At 49.1% G+C, this 16,998-nt stretch carries 17 protein-coding genes; 3 read left to right on the top strand and 14 right to left on the bottom strand.

From position 1 onward, the window contains the following. Positions 1 to 32: 32 nt before the first annotated feature. Positions 33 to 998 carry a D-2-hydroxyacid dehydrogenase gene (locus CEK60_RS06885; protein ID WP_089038399.1) on the top strand — a complete coding sequence of 322 codons (966 nt, stop codon included), beginning with the start codon at positions 33 to 35 and terminating at the stop codon, positions 996 to 998. On the opposite strand, the gene CEK60_RS06890 is transcribed toward CEK60_RS06885, so the two are convergent. Continuing rightward, positions 995 to 1,270, bottom strand: coding sequence for an acylphosphatase (locus CEK60_RS06890; RefSeq protein WP_089038400.1), 276 nt, complete (start codon positions 1,268 to 1,270; stop codon positions 995 to 997). The two genes, CEK60_RS06885 and CEK60_RS06890, sit on opposite strands and share 4 nt — an antisense overlap. A 144-nt stretch (positions 1,271 to 1,414) precedes the next feature. After that, positions 1,415 to 2,314: a YihY/virulence factor BrkB family protein gene (locus tag CEK60_RS06895; protein ID WP_089038401.1), complete on the bottom strand. Its 900-nt coding sequence runs from the start codon at positions 2,312 to 2,314 to the stop codon at positions 1,415 to 1,417. A 175-nt stretch (positions 2,315 to 2,489) separates the two neighbouring features. Between CEK60_RS06895 and CEK60_RS06900 the strand changes: the two genes are divergently transcribed. Beyond that, entirely contained in the window at positions 2,490 to 3,584 is a 1,095-nt protein-coding gene (locus tag CEK60_RS06900; protein WP_089038402.1) for a bifunctional nicotinamide-nucleotide adenylyltransferase/Nudix hydroxylase, read from the top strand. Positions 3,585 to 3,616: 32 nt separating this feature from the next. Here the strand turns inward: CEK60_RS06900 and CEK60_RS06905 are convergent, their stop codons facing one another. The 7 genes from CEK60_RS06905 to CEK60_RS06935 form a co-directional block, all read right to left on the bottom strand. Further along, the gene (locus CEK60_RS06905) at positions 3,617 to 4,534 is read right to left on the bottom strand and encodes a LysR substrate-binding domain-containing protein (RefSeq protein ID WP_089038403.1); all 918 of its coding nucleotides are present in this window, start codon (positions 4,532 to 4,534) and stop codon (positions 3,617 to 3,619) included. A 52-nt stretch (positions 4,535 to 4,586) separates the two neighbouring features. After that, a complete protein-coding gene (gene cls / locus CEK60_RS06910; RefSeq protein WP_089038404.1) occupies positions 4,587 to 6,005 on the bottom strand; it encodes a cardiolipin synthase in 1,419 nt (472 codons plus the stop codon). A 118-nt stretch (positions 6,006 to 6,123) separates the two neighbouring features. Then, positions 6,124 to 7,629 (bottom strand): fumarate hydratase, encoded by a 1,506-nt coding sequence (locus CEK60_RS06915; protein ID WP_089038405.1) that lies wholly within the window; start codon positions 7,627 to 7,629, stop codon positions 6,124 to 6,126. Between the two features lie 176 nt (positions 7,630 to 7,805). Next, entirely contained in the window at positions 7,806 to 8,627 is an 822-nt protein-coding gene (gene nei / locus CEK60_RS06920; protein ID WP_089038406.1) for an endonuclease VIII, read from the bottom strand. 3 nt (positions 8,628 to 8,630) lie between these two features. Beyond that, the gene (gene uvrB, locus CEK60_RS06925) at positions 8,631 to 10,655 is read right to left on the bottom strand and encodes an excinuclease ABC subunit UvrB (RefSeq protein ID WP_089038407.1); all 2,025 of its coding nucleotides are present in this window, start codon (positions 10,653 to 10,655) and stop codon (positions 8,631 to 8,633) included. A 25-nt stretch (positions 10,656 to 10,680) separates the two neighbouring features. Next, positions 10,681 to 11,088, bottom strand: coding sequence for an OsmC family protein (locus tag CEK60_RS06930; RefSeq protein ID WP_038484368.1), 408 nt, complete (start codon positions 11,086 to 11,088; stop codon positions 10,681 to 10,683). Further along, positions 11,088 to 11,285 carry a hypothetical protein gene (locus CEK60_RS06935; protein WP_038484371.1) on the bottom strand — a complete coding sequence of 66 codons (198 nt, stop codon included), beginning with the start codon at positions 11,283 to 11,285 and terminating at the stop codon, positions 11,088 to 11,090. Before CEK60_RS06935 ends, CEK60_RS06930 begins: the two co-directional genes overlap by 1 nt. Before the next feature lie 177 nt (positions 11,286 to 11,462). Between CEK60_RS06935 and ygfZ the strand changes: the two genes are divergently transcribed. After that, positions 11,463 to 12,431, top strand: a complete 969-nt coding sequence (gene ygfZ, locus CEK60_RS06940) for a CAF17-like 4Fe-4S cluster assembly/insertion protein YgfZ (RefSeq protein WP_089038408.1) — start codon at positions 11,463 to 11,465, stop codon at positions 12,429 to 12,431. Here ygfZ and CEK60_RS06945 read toward each other — a convergent pair. The 5 genes from CEK60_RS06945 to CEK60_RS06965 form a co-directional block, all read right to left on the bottom strand. After that, entirely contained in the window at positions 12,420 to 13,217 is a 798-nt protein-coding gene (locus tag CEK60_RS06945; protein ID WP_089038409.1) for a TatD family hydrolase, read from the bottom strand. The two genes, ygfZ and CEK60_RS06945, sit on opposite strands and share 12 nt — an antisense overlap. Positions 13,218 to 13,250: 33 nt before the next feature. After that, positions 13,251 to 14,840, bottom strand: a complete 1,590-nt coding sequence (locus CEK60_RS06950) for a peptide chain release factor 3 (RefSeq protein ID WP_089038410.1) — start codon at positions 14,838 to 14,840, stop codon at positions 13,251 to 13,253. 119 nt (positions 14,841 to 14,959) lie between these two features. Beyond that, positions 14,960 to 16,189 carry a type II toxin-antitoxin system HipA family toxin gene (locus CEK60_RS06955; protein ID WP_089038411.1) on the bottom strand — a complete coding sequence of 410 codons (1,230 nt, stop codon included), beginning with the start codon at positions 16,187 to 16,189 and terminating at the stop codon, positions 14,960 to 14,962. Further along, positions 16,182 to 16,493, bottom strand: a complete 312-nt coding sequence (locus CEK60_RS06960) for a helix-turn-helix domain-containing protein (RefSeq protein ID WP_089038412.1) — start codon at positions 16,491 to 16,493, stop codon at positions 16,182 to 16,184. The genes CEK60_RS06955 and CEK60_RS06960 overlap by 8 nt, the downstream gene beginning before the upstream one ends. A 277-nt stretch (positions 16,494 to 16,770) precedes the next feature. After that, the gene (locus CEK60_RS06965; RefSeq protein ID WP_089040872.1) at positions 16,771 to 16,980 is read right to left on the bottom strand and encodes a putative motility protein; all 210 of its coding nucleotides are present in this window, start codon (positions 16,978 to 16,980) and stop codon (positions 16,771 to 16,773) included. Positions 16,981 to 16,998 lie beyond the last annotated feature (18 nt).

The following is a 16,998-nucleotide window of genomic DNA, read 5'->3' on the forward strand; positions in this document are numbered from 1 at the left end:
GTGCCTTTCGGCAGATAATGGAGAAAAGAAAAATGCCCAATGCGGTAATGCTGGATGCCGAGAGCTTAGGCGCGGATATCGATCTAACAGCAATTCGAGACCTTGTTAGTCATTTAGAGGTGTACCAGCAAAGCACTGCCGAACAGGCAAGTGAGCGCTTGTCGGATGCGGACATAGCGATCGTCAACAAGGTTGTACTGAACGCAGAAACACTATCAGCCTTACCTAAACTCAAGCTTATATGTGTGCTGGCGACAGGGCTTAACAATATTGATCTCGACACAGCTAAAGCCCAAAACATTCTTGTAAAGAACGTCTCCGCCTACGGAACAGCAAGCGTTTCTCAGCATACATTACTGCTTATGCTGGCATTAGCAAACCGTTTGCCTCGCTATCAAGCTGACATCGCACAAGGCGAATGGCAGCGCAGCGATTTCTTTTGCTTACAAGCTCACTCGACGCTGCAGCTTTCCAATAAGCATCTGGTGATGGTGGGGCAAGGAGAGCTTGGCTCAGAAGTGGCACGTCTAGCTGAAGCATTTGGAATGAAGGTTACATTTGCTGCTCGCCCTGGCAATGAATCAAACGATAAACGGCCCTCTCTCGACGATTTATTACCGACGGCAGATATTATTAGCTTGCATTGCCCGCTTAACGAAACAACCAAGCACCTTATTAATCGCACACGCTTGGCAAACGCAAAGTCATCACTGCTATTAGTCAACTGTGCCCGGGGCGGCATCATCGATGAAGAAGCGGCACTTGAGGCGCTTCGTGCTGGCAAGATTGGAGGGTTAGCAGTTGATGTGCTGCCCACTGAGCCGCCGAAAGACGGACACCCTTTATTAACAGCATTAGCAGAAGGCGAGGCAGTTAATTTGATAGTGACCCCTCACAATGCCTGGATCACGCCTGAGGCTCGCCAGAACATTGTGGCGCTCACTGCTGATAATATTAAGCAATGGCAAACTGAGGCGAACGTATTGAGCACTGATTAATAGGTCGCAAAGTGATCGGGAGCGCGGTGGCCATCCAGCACTTCAATAGTGACATGGGTTACCTGCGCTCCTTCGGGCCCCTGCCATAACCATTCAGTTAGCGTAGATACGGCAGTGGAATTGCCACATAGCAACACCTCTACCCGCCCATCGGGTAAGTTTTTGGCGTAACCTGTTAGCCCTCGTTGAAGCGCTTGTTCCTGTGTTGAACGCCGAAACCATACTCCCTGCACTTTTCCTGTTACATAGGCACGTACACAACAAGTAGGCATAAACTGTCCTCTCAGTGTTTATACAATAGCGTTTATAGACTTCAGCCTGATAAATCGACAGGCTGAAATCTGTTGATATTCGCTCTTTTCAAAAGAGCCCTATAGAGGGCTCTTTCTACCACCTTTTTTAAACCAATTCTTGTCTTACACTAACTCTCTCTTCACCAGCACGGCACTATTACGTGGCACCAATGGCCGCCCACGACGAAGTAGCAAGGAGCGAGTAAAAGCGGCGCCAAATAGTAGAATTAATGAACTGTAATATACCCATAACAAAATCATCACAACAGACCCCGCTGCACCATAGGTCGACGCTGTGGCGGTATATGCTAAATAAATAGCAATAACGCTGCGCCCAATTGTAAACAACACAGCAGTTACTATCGCGCCAATCAGCACATCTTGCCAACGGAGAACAACATCCGGCAACACTTTGAAAATAGTAGCGAATAACAATGCCACCATCGCCAGTGAGATTAATGACTCAAGCGATGTCGTTAATAAACTGGCATAGGGTAATAAGTTACCGGCTCCGTGGAGCATCCCTCGCAAGACAACCCCCAGCACTAACGATACGAGTAGAATGAAGCCAATAGACAACACGACGGTTAAGGAAAGCAAACGATTTTTTATAAAGATAAGAGCACTGTTGGAGGTGGGTTTTGCAGTGACGCCCCAAATGGTATTGAGCGAAAATTGCATCTGCGCAAACACGGTTGTGGCACCCACTAACAAGGCTACAAAGCCAAGCACTGTTGGTAAGATACCTGACTCTTCGATACGTGACTGAGCAACAGCCTGCTCAATCGCAAGTGCTGCGTCAGCGCCTAACGTGTCCTGAAGCTGAGCAACTATTTGACCTTGAGCGGCATCTTCACCCAGCACCACGCCAATCACTGTTACCGCGATAATAACGGTAGGCGCCAAGGAGAAGAGTGTGTAGAACGCTAATGATCCGGCATAGCTGAAGGCATTTCGTTCAAGCCATAACGCCGTCGCATCTTGAACCACGTTCCACCAAAAAGTGATCGTTTTTTTCAGCATATTCATTCCCTTAACAAAAGAGTGTCCCTATCTAGCACTAGCGCAAGATACATCTAACAATCATACCGAACTAAAACGTTGAGCGCAGGCGGAGGCGCATTGCGCACCTTAACTGCCCACTTCATAATGGCTCTCTTTTCTCTGTTACTTTCTCACCCACGACCAAGGAAGCGTTATGAATTCGGATGCTGTTAAATCTACTACGGCTTACGACTTTGATTGCTTGGTGTTTATTGGTCGTTTTCAGCCTCCCCATCTTGGCCACCTTGCCATTATCCGAGAGGCGTTAAAACAGGCACGTCAAGTCATTGTATTAGTGGGATCTGCTTGGCAGGCTCGCTCTTTACGCAACCCGTGGACGTTCGATGAGCGACAGGCAATGATTCGTTCTGGGTTTGATGATCAAGACAATCAACGCCTGGAAATCACGCCACTACTTGATGCGCTTTATAACGATGATGTGTGGGTACGAGATGTGCAGCGCAAAGTGCGTGATTTGACGTCCCCTGCCAACGCTCGCTTACCCCGTATTGGTTTGATTGGCGCAAGCAGAGGACAATCAAGCTACTATTTATCGCTTTTCCCCCAATGGGAGTCCATTAGTGTGCCACTCGTTGAAGGTATTTCAGCGAGTCAAATACGTGAGCGGTTGTTTCGCTCGCCTGGTTCTACCGATGACTATTTGAGTACAGGTGCATACCACGACTTACCACCAGAAGTCGTCAAAAGCGTTGACAAGTTTTGCAAAGGTATTGCCTACCACGGCCTACTGGAAGAGCAGCAGCTACTCGATCAATACAAACAAGCCTGGGCACAAGCTCCCTATCCGCCCATTTTTGTGACTGTTAATGCGGTTGTCGTCCAATCAGGCCATATTTTGTTGGTAAAGCGAATGGCTGCGCCGGGTAAAGGGCTTCTTGCTTTACCCGGAGGTTTCATCAACCCTCATGAGCGCTTACTAGATGCTTGCTTAAGGGAGCTCCGTGAACGTTTAAGGCTTAAAGTGCCCGAACCCGTTTTAAAGGGCTCGTTACGTGGACAGCGCTTGTTTGATGAACCTCATCGCAGTTGGCGTGGACGAACGTTAGCAGAAGCCTTCTATTTTGCTCTCAGACCTGAGCAGCAGTTGCCCCGTTTAAAGCCAGTCAAGGGCGGCGATCATGCTCGCTGGGTCGCCCTTGCTGATCTAGAACCAGAAAGCTTGTTTGAAGATCACTTCTTTATTATTCAAAATTTTCTTGGATTACCGGCAGATTTAGGCACATTTTAAAATCTAAGGCTTTTTTCTAGTCGCTCTGCAGGCTAAGCCTGCAGAAAATCGCGTGGCAATTTCATCATTTGACGCCAGAGACGCTCAACGCCGGGTTTATGGACTAACGAACAGCGGTAAAGTCTAATTTCTAGAGGGATATCCCAATTTTCATCGCCAGCTCTTACTAATTTGCCGGTTTTGAGCTCTTCACGAATGCAAAAATCAGGAATCCAAGCAACCCCCACTCCTTGAAGCACCATGCCTTTTAATCCTTCCGCCATGGCCGTTTCATAAACCGTACGCAGCTTTAGTCGTAATGGATCGTTTTTGAGCAGCATGCGTACACTTCGTCCCAGAAATGCCCCCTGCGTATAAGCTAAATAGGGAATTGAACTGTCATTTTGAATCGAGAAAAGCGGTTTGCCGTCTTCATCTGGTAGTGAAACCGGCAACATTTTTACTTGGCCAATCGAGAAAGAGGGAAAGACTTCTGCGTCCAGCTGCATAGTGGCAAAGGGGTCATAATATGCCAGCATCAGATCACAGTTACCTTCGCGCAGAACATGGATAGCCTCCCCAACGTTCATGGCGACCAATCGTGTAGGCAGTTCACCCAAGCCTTTTTGTAAACGAGAAATCCAAGGTGGGAAAAAGCTTAATGCCAGCGAGTGTGCCGCGACGATATCAAGCGCTTCATTCGCAATAGAAACTCCCCGGAGATGGCTTAATGACTCGTTCAATTGCTCCACTAGGTTGCGTGCGGTGATCAAAAACAATTGGCCCTCTGAGGTCAGGCCAATCGGTGTTGTCGAACGATCTACTAAGATGACCCCTACCGCTTGCTCTAGCGCACGAATACGGCGACTGAATGCAGGCTGAGTAACATGGCGCTGCCTTGCAGATGCCGAAAAACTTCGTGTATTGGCTAATGCAACGAAATCCTCGAGCCATTTTGTTTCTAAATTCACCCAAAACTCCTTTTGCCTAATCGTTGTTAGCGGCGTGCAGGGTTATTATTGATTACTGAATAGGTGCGGTTAAATATGCCGCACGAGAAACTACTTTCTTCCACATTGGGCGCTGGCTAATTTCGTCAATTGTAACGCGTCGGCACTGAGCAAAATCTTGCTCTAACATGGCATGTACTTTACTAGCAAATGCGGCACTGGGTATGAAAGCCGTTATTTCAAAGTTGAGCCTAAAAGATCGATTATCCAGGTTTATTGTGCCGACAGTTGCTGCGTTGCTGTCAATAAGCATGACCTTTTGGTGTAAAAAACCAGGAAGATAACGGTATATTTTTACACCTGCTCTTAACATATCAGGCAGAAATGAAAATGCAGATAGAAACACCAATAAATGATCGGGGCGCTCGGGAATCATAACCCGTACATCTACGCCCCGCATTGCTGCTAACCTAAGCGCATCCTGTACTCCTTGATCTGGCACGAAGTACGGGCTGGTTACCCAGAGCCTTTCATTAGCACTATGAATTAACTGTTGGATTAAAAGGCTAGCCGTGTCCTGTTTATCGGCCGGGCCGGAGGGCACGATAACCACATGATGATCATCTTGCGGATGACTCTCGGCATGCCAGTTTAAGGTAATGACTTCCCCTGTTGCCCAGTGCCAATCTTCCCAAAAAGCTTCCTGTAAACCCAGCACACACGGGCCACCAAGCGCTAAATGGGTATCACGCCAGGGGCCATGCCGTGGATTTTGCCCAAGGTATTCTACACCAACATTAAAACCACCTACCCAGCCCTGCTTACCATCTACGACGGCTATTTTACGATGGTTGCGAAAATTAAGCTGAAAGCGATGTTTGAAGCCACGAGAAGAACGAAATGCTTTTACTTCGATGCCTTCTTTGATCATCTCATTTAAAAAGCCATCGTTTAGTTTCCGGCTACCCACTTCATCGTATAGAAAATAAACACGCACACCCCGCTGTGCAGCTTTAATCAAATGATGCTGCAATCGTTTGCCTAAAGCATCGTTACGTACAATGAAAAACTGCAGCAGAAGGTAATCTTTTGCCTGATCAATACCCTCAAAAAGGCTTGTGAAAGTGGCTTCACCATCGATCAACAAGTCGGCACTATTACCTTTAGTCAACGGCATCATTGCCAGCTGCTCCACTGCCTGAATATCAGTGCTAGTCGGCGATGAAAGGTGCGGCTTAATGTTATGGCGATAACGTACCAACACTCGACGTAATACGTTATCTCGTTCCCCTCTTGCTGTTACATAGCCATAGAAACGCGGGCGTCCGAAAAACCAATACGCAGGCAGCGCAACATAAGGAAACGTTAATAGTGAAATAATCCAGGCGATAGCCCCCTGGGACGTTCTGCTCGACATAAGCGCCATGACCGCTGACACGATACCCAATAGGTGTATCAGCATAATGCTGGTCCCTAGCAACCATGAGGTCATTGCCTGTTCCTCGCTATCAAGTGAGCTGTTGATCAGATTATTGCACTGCTAATGCACAAAAGCCCCGCGAGAGACGGGGCTTATTTGTCACTGACTGCGGTTCTACGCCATCAGTATGCTACGCCTTTTGAGCGATGATCTCCTTCCATTTGGCCGGGCCTGTCTGGTGGACGGAAGTTCCTTGGCTGTCGACAGCGACCGTGACCGGCATATCTTCAACTTCAAATTCGTAGATAGCTTCCATTCCTAGGTCTTCAAAACCAACAACACGTGACTTCTTAATTGCTTGGGCAACAAGGTAAGCAGAGCCGCCAACAGCCATCAAATAAACCGCCTGGTTATCGCGAATGGCATCAATGGCGACCTGACCACGTTCCGCTTTACCAACCATGCCAAGCAAGCCGGTCTCTTCAAGCATGGTGCGGGTGAATTTGTCCATTCGAGTCGCGGTGGTCGGACCAGCGGGGCCAACGACTTCGTCACCTACCGGATCAACAGGACCCACGTAGTAAATAAAGCGGCCTTTCATATCAACTGGTAATGGCTCGCCTTTGGCAATCATGTCCACCATGCGCTTATGCGCCGCGTCACGGCCGGTTAATAGCTTACCGTTTAACAGCAGCGTATCACCCGGCTGCCACGTTTTGACTTCTTCGGGAGTGACGCTATCCAGGTTAACGCGCTTGACGTTATCGCCTGCTTCGCGGGTGATTTCTGGCCAGTCTTCAAGCTTAGGAGCAGGAAGCGCCACGGGGCCACTGCCATCAAGCGTGAAATGCGCGTGACGCGTGGCTGCACAGTTGGGAATGATTGCCACAGGCTTATTGGCCGCATGGGTTGGATAGTCTTTAACTTTAATATCCAACACCGTGGTTAACCCACCTAAGCCTTGAGCGCCGATACCGCTCTTATTCACTTTATCGAACAGTTCCAGACGCAGCTCTTCAGCGCGGTTGCTAGGTCCTCGCGCCTGCAAATCTTGTATATCAATAGGGTCGAGCAGCGCTTCTTTGGCAATTATCATCGCCTTCTCAGCGGTGCCGCCAATACCAATTCCCAACATACCCGGCGGGCACCAGCCTGCGCCCATTTTGGGCAACTGCTCCATCACCCAGTCCACAACACTATCGGATGGGTTTAGCATCGCAAACTTAGATTTAGCTTCGCTACCACCGCCCTTCGCGGCGACGTGGATATCGACCTTATCGCCAGGCACAAGCGAATGGTGAATAATCGCGGGGGTATTGTCTTTGGTATTGGCTCGCTTACCGTCGGGATCAGCAAGAACAGAAGCACGCAGCACGTTATCAGGCAACTGATACGCGCGGCGCACACCTTCGTTAATCATGTCATCGAGGCTTAGCTCGGCGTCCCAGGTGACGTTCATACCCACGTGAACGAACACCGTCACAATGCCCGTATCCTGGCAAATTGGACGATGTCCCGTAGCACACATTCTTGAGTTAATTAAGATTTGTGCAATCGCGTCTTTCGCCGCGGGGTTCTCTTCACGCTCGTAAGCGGCTGACATTGCATCAATGAAATCTTTAGGATGGTAGTAAGAGATGTACTGTAGAGCATCGGCAACGCTCTGAATGACGTCGTCCTGGCGAATCACGGTCATGGACAAACAGCTCCTCGGTTATCGTCTTGGCTGCGGCCTTTTTAATGGCCGTCTAGATGTACCGGTAGTATACCGTATTGGTCTTATATGCGGCAGCCACAACCACGGCTAACCTACATCTGATAACTAGGGCATTAGTCTGATTTTCATCAGCGCATACAAGATAACGGTATAAATTATGGAGATTGGCACGTTGGGCATAAATATAAACGGCGAGAGCCAACCATTATGCGTTCGATTACTGAGCCGCAGCGGTGGCAGGAAAGGCCAGCGCGTTCAAACACACTAAAGCGCCATTGTCGGCGTGGCTCACCGGAGGCAATGGCTTGTTTAATCCAGGCCTCACGATTAGTAACACCCGCTTCCAAATACGCCTGACGCGTCGTTTCCACAATCATAGTGGCGAGAAGGTCTAACTGATTTTCAGTTAAGTCACATGGGCGCTTCTTAGGGTGAACGTTAGATAAAAAAAGAATTTCAGAGCGCAAGTAATTTCCTAACCCAGCGACAAGCCCTTGATCAAGTAACAATGCACCCAGGCTTCTGCGCATAAACGCTGAACCAGTCAGGCGTTGTTTCACATCATCAGGCGATACGTTTTGACTTAATAAATCAGGCCCCAAGCGAGACAAGAAAGGGTGATGGCTCAACTCACTCTCATGCCAGAGCGAAATATCAGACGCGCTATAAAGACTAGCCACCCTGCCCTCAGCAACCAGCCGAACTCGTAATGACCTTTTCGTGCTTGGCGGCCTATTCTCGCTATGTAGCTTCCATACGCCATAAAGCTGATTGTGGGAATACAGCACACGATGGTCTGCAAAACGGACGAGCATGGCCTTGCCCCACGTATCAACTGCCTGAACCCGTTGACCAATCAATGAATCCGCTTGCACGGCGAGTTCAGGAAATGCAAACCACGCATCATCAAGATGTTTGCCACCTATCTGCTGCTCAATTCTGTCTGCTGCACGGCGGATTTCAGGGCCTTCAGGCATCGATTACCCCAGCGCCAGCTGTTTTTCTTGCATTTGATGAAGCTGATCACGAAGTCTCGCCGCCTCTTCAAACTCCAGGTTCTGCGCGGCTTCAAACATGGCGTCCTCTAGCTTGCTGATAGCCGCCATTAGATCGTGCTTGCTCATCGTGGCCACATCATACTCAGCAGCACTCTCTGCCACTTTGCGCTCGCTGCCACGGCGACGGCTGCTCTTCTTGCCTGGTGCCTGGGCGGCTTCAAGAATATCCGCCACGGAGCGCGTCACGGTAGTTGGCGTGATACCATGCTCTTCGTTGTGAGCGGTCTGCTTGGCGCGGCGACGTTCGGTTTCATCGATGGCTTTGCGCATTGAGTCGGTGATTTTGTCACCATACAGAATAGCTTTACCATGGGCGTTACGGGCTGCACGGCCAATGGTTTGAATCAGTGAGCGCTCAGCACGTAAAAAGCCCTCTTTATCCGCGTCCAAGATGGCAACAAGCGACACTTCAGGAATATCTAAGCCTTCTCGAAGTAAGTTAATTCCCACTAAAACATCGAACTTACCAAGACGCAGGTCGCGGATGATTTCTACCCGCTCAACGGTATCAATATCCGAATGTAAATAACGTACACGGATACCGTGCTCATCAAAATATTCGGTCAAATCTTCCGCCATGCGTTTAGTCAACGTCGTCACCAGAACACGTTCACCTACGGCGGTACGTAAGCCAATTTCTGAGAGCAGGTCATCAACCTGTGTACTGGCGGGGCGCACTTCTATTTCTGGATCTAACAACCCCGTTGGGCGCACTACCTGTTCGACAATTTGACTGGCATGTTCTGCTTCATACTTGCCTGGCGTTGCCGACACAAAGATGGTTTGTGGCGAAATAGATTCCCACTCTTCAAATTTCATTGGGCGGTTATCTAGCGCTGAGGGTAGCCGAAATCCATACTCAACCAGGGTCTCTTTTCTAGAACGGTCGCCCTTATACATACCGCCAACCTGGGGTACGCTCACATGAGACTCATCAATAAACAGTAACGCGTCATCCGGCAGATAGTCGAAGAACGTCGGGGGTGGCTCGCCAGGTGCGCGGCCTGAAAGGTAGCGCGAGTAGTTCTCAATGCCGTTGCAGTAGCCAAGCTCTAGCATCATTTCAATATCGTAAAGGGTTCGTTGTTCTAAGCGCTGCGCTTCAACTAAACGCTCGTGCTTACGCATCCAGTCAAGACGCTCCTTAAGCTCTGCCTTGATCGCATCAATAGCACCTAAAATAGTTTCTCGCGGAGTAACATAGTGAGATTTAGGATAGATGGTCATGCGAGGCACATGGGTACGCACCTCGCCAGTTAATGGATCAAATAGGCGAATAGAATCAACTTCGTTGTCAAACAACTCCACCCGCACCGCTTCTTCGTCAGAGTCCGCGGGGAAAATATCGATCACATCGCCCCGCACCCGGTAGGTGCCTCGACGAAAATCCATATCGTTGCGGGTATATTGCAACTCGGCCAAGCGGCGTAAAAAAGCACGCTGATCAATTAGCTCACCACGGGTGAAGTGCAATCGCATCTTAAGATACTGATCCGGATCACCGAGACCATAGATTGCCGATACCGAGACAACGATAAGCGCATCACGGCGCTCGAGCAGCGCTTTCGTAGCAGATAAGCGCATTTGCTCGATATGGTCATTTATCGAGGCATCTTTCTCAATAAAGGTATCTGAAGAAGGGACATAGGCTTCCGGCTGATAATAATCGTAGTAAGAGACAAAATACTCGACAGCGTTATCCGGAAAAAACGATTTGAACTCACCATATAGCTGGGCAGCGAGCGTTTTATTGGGCGCCATTACAATCGTTGGGCGCTGCTGCTGCTGCACAACATTTGCCATCGTGAACGTTTTACCCGAGCCAGTCACCCCTAACAAGGTCTGATGGGCAAGCCCCGACTCAAGCCCACCAATCAGACTGCGTATCGCGGCGGGCTGATCACCAGCAGGCTTAAATTTGGACTGCAGCCGGAATTCCTTGCTCATCATTACTCCTTAAAAAGGAAGTGTACTACTCGGTAAACGTGGAAATTTCTACCGTCGCCTGGGTCATCAACCGCTGTATCGGGCAGCGATGGCTAATGTCTTCTAGCTTTGCCCGCTGTTCAGGATCATCAATACCGTGGAAAGTCATCGTCACGGCTAACTTATAGACGCCTTTTCTTTCCTCACTATCATCGCGCTGCACTTTAACGGTGATGCCTTCCAGCGGCCACTCTTTGCGCCTGGCATACATTTGCACGGTAATCGCTTTGCAGGTACCTAGGGCAATATCAAAGTAATCATGCGGGTCTGGTGCACTACCGTCTCCTCCAACTACCGGCGGTACGTCACCATAGAGGTCTTCCAAACCATCGACTTCAATACGCTGACGAAATGTATGGTTACGCTCACTAATAATCGTGATTGGCTTATGCATCAGGAAACCTTTATACCGAGGTTTAACTTCTCGACAGCTTTTATAAGCGCTTCACGCTTAGCTCGCCCTTCTACTTCTGCTCCGTGGCGCCCTACCTCAGCACTATCGACACCATCCAGCATCATCAGCGCCGTGGTAATCTTATTCACCTGATCGACTGTTGTGACACCTTGGAACGTTAATGATTGATATGCCATTCCTTGCCCTTTTCTACGCTGAATTGAAGTGAGTACGCTATTGAAAGCTATGCAAAACTGATACAGGCAAAGCAGTCTAGCATGCGCCAGGGCCCTTGCAATCTACTCGCAGTGCCCGCACCTTTGATACAAATGCGATTACGTTACGTTTACCCTATCTTCCCATATGGAGTCTATATGGCGACTGTCTCTTCGTTACTCAAGATAAATGGCTGCGTCCGTTTGCCTCACCTCGCCGCCTTAGATGTCAAAGGTGCAGATGCTGAGAAATTCCTGCAAGGGCAAACAAGCGCACAAGTTAGTTTAGCCAATGGTTTTTTTGCGCCTCTTACCTGCTTTTGCACACCAAAGGGAAGAATGCTGGCCAATGCTCAATTACTGAAAATCAGCAACGACCATTATAGGCTACTGTTGAGTACCTCATTGATCGATATGCTCGCCAGTCATTTAGCCAAATTTGCCGCTTTTTATCGCGTCGAATTGCAGGCTCAGTCATCGATGCTTATCGTAGGCGCCAGCGAAAGTGCCAACGAGGTTGCTCAGGCGTTTGGTTTAGCGCTTCCTGATCAACCTTATACCCATCACAGCAATGCCCAAGCAACAGCCCTATGCCAGCCAGGTGGCGGGCGTTGGTTAATCAGTATAGAAAATTCTGCTGAACAGAACACCATTGCAATAAATGATGATGAAGATGCGCTTAACACGTGGCAATTAGCAGATATCCGCAGTGGTTTGGCGTGGTTAACAGCCCCACAGCAAGATCACTTCCTCCCACAAATGCTGAACTGGGAAGCACTTGGGGGAATTAGCTTTAAGAAAGGTTGCTATACAGGACAAGAAGTCGTCGCACGGGCGCATTTCCGGGGCCAAGTGAAAAAACGCTTAGTGCGCGTTACCGCCAGTGTTAACAGCTTACCCCAGATCGGTGACACGTTAGTGGATGAGCAGGATAAAACCGTAGGTGAAGTCGTTAGCAGCGCATTTAGTGGCGACCAGCAAATTGAAATGCTCGCCGTTGCGAATACTAAAGCGATTGAAGCGCTCTCGCCCCTTTATTGGCAAGGTCACCTGATAACGCTCTGCGACCTGCCCTATACCGTTGAGCGTCTGGATCCTGAACAGCTGGCCAGCAGCCTAACCGCCTAGTAAGCTGAAATATGGGAGTTGAAATAAGCGAATAGCATTCGCACTGCTTAGTGCCGCTATTGTTTCAAATGGCTGATGCCGGAGTGCTGCCACCACGCCAGCCACCTTTGCCACCCTGCATGGTTCATTACGTTGCCCCTGATAGCCGCTAAGCGGCATATCGGGGCTGTCAGTTTCTAACACAAAGCCATCGTCAGGTAAGCGTGACACCACGCTACGAAGTCGTTGCGCGCGCTCGTAGGTAATCGCCCCTCCCAATCCCAGGGTATAGCCTAGATCGAGAAACTTAGCGGCCTGCTCATAAGAACCTGAGAACGCATGGATAAGCCCGCCACTGGGAAGCGCCAGCTGGCGTAGGCGTTTGCCTACCTGATCATTGGCTTTTACGCAGTGCACCACAACAGGTAAAGCGAACTGCTTTGCTAGACCGAGCTGCGCATCGAAATAGGCCCACTGTTTATCTAATGACACCGTAAAGCGGCCATCGATACCACACTCACCTATTGCCACAACGCGTTTTTCGGTTTCGACTTTCTGCTCAGCTAAAAGCTGCTCCAAGGCGACTAAATCGTGGTTAACGTGTTGATCAATGAAGTAAGGGTGAAGGCCAACACAGCTACTTACCTCCTTACGCGCGCCAAGCGTCAACACATTTGGCCATAGGGAGCGCGTCGTTGATGGCACAACAAAGTGTTCGACGCCCACCGCCTTGGCATTTTCGATGACCGCATCGCGATCATCGTCAAATGCCTCGAAATCCAGGTGGCAGTGGGCATCAATCAACATAGCAAGGCAGTCAACATAGTAAGGAAGACTCGATCAGTGCTCGCGAGTGGGCTGGAAACGAATATCCGGCCAGCGCTCTTGGGTCATCTGCAGGTTGACCCGCGTTGGTGCGATATACGTCAGGTAGCCGCCACCATCGATAGCAAGGTTGGAGCTCGCTTTACGCTTAAACTCTTCCAGCATCTTGGCGTCTTCGCAATAGACCCAGCGTGCGGTTTGTACATTGACCCCTTCATATAGACAGTCAACTTTGTACTCTTCCTTTAAGCGGTGGGCAACAACGTCAAACTGCAGCGTACCGACAGCACCAAGAATCAGGTCGTTGTTATCCATCGGCATAAAGACCTGCGTAGCGCCCTCTTCAGAGAGCTGCTGGAGCCCTTTTTGTAGCGCTTTCATTTTTAACGGGTCTTTTAAACGAACACGCTTGAACAACTCTGGCGCAAAGTGAGGAATGCCGGTAAAGCGCATATCTTCACCAACGGTGAAGGTATCACCAATCTGAATCGTGCCGTGGTTGTGTAAGCCGATAATATCGCCTGGCCAGGCTTCCTCTACCTGAGAACGGTCTGACGCCATAAACGTTAGGGCGTCGGCAATTTTCACATCCTTGCCTATCCGCACGTGGCGCATCTTCATATTCTTTTCGTACTTACCGGAACAGACACGCAAAAAAGCAATACGGTCACGATGGTTCGGATCCATATTCGCCTGAATTTTAAACACAAACCCCGTAAAGCGATCATCTTGAGCGGTTACTTCACGGATATCTGTCTCGCGTGGCTGGGGCGGAGGCGCGTACTCAACAAACCCATCCATCATCTCTCGTACGCCGAAGTTACCCATTGCGGTACCAAAGTACACGGGCGACAGCTCACCACGGCGATAGGCATCAAGATCAAACTCATGGGAAGCACCGCGCACCAATTCGACTTCCATGCGCAACTCTTCGGCCTGCTCTTCGCCAAGTACAGCGTCAACTTCCGGGTTATCTAAACCCTCAATTCGCTTGTCATCTGGAATACGGCTGCCTTGCCCCTGGGTATACAGATGAATGACATCGTTATAGAGGTGATACACACCCTTAAAGTGCCGTCCCATGCCAATCGGCCATGTCATCGGCGCACACTGGATGTTGAGTACTGTCTCGACCTCGTCCATGACCTCGATGGGGTCGCGGATATCGCGGTCCATCTTGTTGATGAACGTTAATATAGGCGTGGTGCGCAAACGGCAGACTTCCATCAGCTTAATGGTACGATCCTCAACACCTTTTGCACCATCAATCACCATTAACGCGGAATCCACCGCGGTTAATGTACGGTAAGTATCTTCAGAAAAGTCTTCGTGCCCCGGCGTATCCAGCAAGTTCACGATACGCCCACCATAAGGGAACTGCATCACCGACGTCGTGACCGAGATCCCGCGCTCTTGCTCCATCTTCATCCAGTCTGATGTGGCATGGCGATCATTACGCTTGCTCTTAACAGAGCCCGCTAACTGAATAGCATTCCCAAATAACAGCATTTTTTCGGTGATGGTGGTTTTACCAGCGTCGGGGTGCGAAATGATAGCGAACGTCCTTCTAAGTTCCGCCTCACGAGCTAACTGTGTATCTTTCATCTTACCTCTACAGAGATTTGTACTCAGCTATGCACTTAACCTAAAGGTCACCGACGCTGAGATGTTCAGAATGGGGCAGATTGTAACGTTATGAGGGGTTTGGTGCTATGTTCATTGAGTCAGCGCAGTGGTATGCCTAGCAAGTGTTTCTCAATTGCTTCAATCATAGATTTGGTGAGCGGCAAATGGGCTTTTTCTTTCGCCCATACTTCATGGAAACCAGCTACGGTTTGCTTGGCCGTATCCAACACCAACTTTTCTGGCAACATGGCTTTGGCCGCTAAATGCGATAGTTCATCCAGATTGAACTCACTGAACTTTTTGCTGCGGCTAACCTTTAACGCGGCACTATCATCAGCAATGTAGGGAATGGTCGAGACAAAGTCATATGCCGGTGCAATTGATGCAGAGCGCTTGTCTTTGTAAATCACAGACCAATTTTTCAAATGCATATCTGCATTGCCAATTAACGTATTGAATACCAACCTGCGAGTAAATTCAGCAATGTCTTCCTCTTGACCTTCTATGCCGATAACCTGCGCGATATTACGCATACTAGCCTTTTTGTATTTATCTTGAGGATACACGCCAAAGACTTGCGCAAAATCTTCAATATGTACTGCTTGCCCATCAGCACGGTCAAAACGCTTGATCACAAAGGCCTGAGCATTTTTAAACGAGCCGCCATACTTTTCGATTCCTTCCGGAATGTTGGCAATCTGGTTAATGGGTAGCAGCTGAATTTCTGGCACATCCATTCCTAACATTCGTGCCAATTCCATCATCGAATATTCATTTTCCGGCACGCCTTCAAAGCGAGGTGATGGCAATTTCACAATCCATGAGCCACCTCTACCCGTAGCTGGAATCGTCAAGCCTCTATTGGCATGTTGTACTGCTGAAAATTTCAACTGCACACCCGCTAATGAGAAGCGCATCGCTGCTTCACATTTGGTTCCATCTTCTATTTCTTGATGCACACTAGGCGGCAGCGTTTCACCATCGGCAGTTTCAACAGTGATCGCTCCCGCTAAGTCCTGCCCTAACACCCACAATAGGAAAAACTCCCGCGCTGGGTTCACGCCAGCACGCTCTGCCAGGTAGTTACGCATCGTTTCTTCTGGCAGTAGATTGGAGAAAAAAGGCGTTAATTTGGTTTGGGTAGGTTTGAAGTTAGTGAGCAAACCACCAAGTGAATCTTTAAAGCCAAGCCCTAACACAGGCCGAGATGCATCACTCGCGTAAGCATCCGTAAAGGCAAATAGCGTTCTGTCATTGCCGACGTTGGTGATCGTTGCGATAGGCTCGCCGTAGAGCAAAACGTTTAGAGTGGACACATTGTTAATCATCGCTGTCACCATCTAAATGGTATGCGGGTGACACCTCTTCACCCTCATCCTGATTACCTTTGCTACTTCGAATGATCGACTTTATCGCTGGCACAGATTTTTTAGGCGCGACAAATAACTCCAGGTCGAGTACACGCGCAAGTGCAATCAAGCTGGAAACCCTTAGGTCAACGCCTCCAGACTCGATTTTCGAGATATGGCTTTGAGGCACACCCGATCGAGCGCTCAGCTCTCTCTGGCTAAACCCCTTACGTGCGCGAGCCTCTCGAAGGCTCTCCAGTATTTGCTCTGTTGCGTAACTCATGCTTGATCTTCTTTAACATATCATTAACCATAAAATATATGTAAAAACATATCAAAAAACGCGAAACAACACAAGTTTGATCTACCATAGCACATCAATGCAGTACTATTGATATGCTATAGCAGATAAACAACGGTACATCGCGTTTGCCGACCAGGAATGCTTTTTAGCTCAATCTCAAGAAGAGTTACGGCATCCACTAGGAAAGTAGTTAAGGGAAATTTAAAAAAAAAGCGCCGAACATGTCGGCGCTTTTTTAGTACTGACGTTTACTTGGCTAGGCGTAAGTATTGACCTGAGTCCCAACGCTGCCCTCTTGGGCAAGGCTTGGCTGAGCGCCCATGTTAGCAGAGGCAAGCACTTCCGACACTTGCTGTGCTTGCATATCAAGAGCCTGCTTAAAAAGCTGCATCTGTGCTTGTTCAGCAGATTGTGCTTGATTCATATAGAGTGCGGTGCTCACTGCGTTGCTTACGGCAACATCCATCTTCCACCTCACGATTGC

This window comes from Halomonas sp. N3-2A, from assembly GCF_002216165.1.
Taxonomy (GTDB): Bacteria; Pseudomonadota; Gammaproteobacteria; order Pseudomonadales; family Halomonadaceae; genus Vreelandella.

What these genes read in the sequence shown, in the direction of transcription:
- CEK60_RS06955 (WP_089038411.1), bottom strand. Translation starts at nt 16,189, where the DNA reads ATGATTAACAATGTGTCCACTCTAAACGTTTTGCTCTACGGCGAGCCT.
- uvrB (WP_089038407.1), bottom strand. Translation starts at nt 10,655, where the DNA reads ATGAGCAAGGAATTCCGGCTGCAGTCCAAATTTAAGCCTGCTGGTGAT.
- CEK60_RS06960 (WP_089038412.1), bottom strand. Translation starts at nt 16,493, where the DNA reads ATGAGTTACGCAACAGAGCAAATACTGGAGAGCCTTCGAGAGGCTCGC.
- CEK60_RS06950 (WP_089038410.1), bottom strand. Translation starts at nt 14,840, where the DNA reads ATGAAAGATACACAGTTAGCTCGTGAGGCGGAACTTAGAAGGACGTTC.
- ygfZ (WP_089038408.1), top strand. Translation starts at nt 11,463, where the DNA reads ATGGCGACTGTCTCTTCGTTACTCAAGATAAATGGCTGCGTCCGTTTG.
- CEK60_RS06885 (WP_089038399.1), top strand. Translation starts at nt 33, where the DNA reads ATGCCCAATGCGGTAATGCTGGATGCCGAGAGCTTAGGCGCGGATATC.
- CEK60_RS06895 (WP_089038401.1), bottom strand. Translation starts at nt 2,314, where the DNA reads ATGCTGAAAAAAACGATCACTTTTTGGTGGAACGTGGTTCAAGATGCG.
- nei (WP_089038406.1), bottom strand. Translation starts at nt 8,627, where the DNA reads ATGCCTGAAGGCCCTGAAATCCGCCGTGCAGCAGACAGAATTGAGCAG.
- CEK60_RS06965 (WP_089040872.1), bottom strand. Translation starts at nt 16,980, where the DNA reads ATGGATGTTGCCGTAAGCAACGCAGTGAGCACCGCACTCTATATGAAT.
- CEK60_RS06900 (WP_089038402.1), top strand. Translation starts at nt 2,490, where the DNA reads ATGAATTCGGATGCTGTTAAATCTACTACGGCTTACGACTTTGATTGC.
- CEK60_RS06945 (WP_089038409.1), bottom strand. Translation starts at nt 13,217, where the DNA reads ATGTTGATTGATGCCCACTGCCACCTGGATTTCGAGGCATTTGACGAT.
- CEK60_RS06890 (WP_089038400.1), bottom strand. Translation starts at nt 1,270, where the DNA reads ATGCCTACTTGTTGTGTACGTGCCTATGTAACAGGAAAAGTGCAGGGA.
- CEK60_RS06930 (WP_038484368.1), bottom strand. Translation starts at nt 11,088, where the DNA reads ATGCATAAGCCAATCACGATTATTAGTGAGCGTAACCATACATTTCGT.
- CEK60_RS06915 (WP_089038405.1), bottom strand. Translation starts at nt 7,629, where the DNA reads ATGACCGTGATTCGCCAGGACGACGTCATTCAGAGCGTTGCCGATGCT.
- CEK60_RS06935 (WP_038484371.1), bottom strand. Translation starts at nt 11,285, where the DNA reads ATGGCATATCAATCATTAACGTTCCAAGGTGTCACAACAGTCGATCAG.
- cls (WP_089038404.1), bottom strand. Translation starts at nt 6,005, where the DNA reads ATGACCTCATGGTTGCTAGGGACCAGCATTATGCTGATACACCTATTG.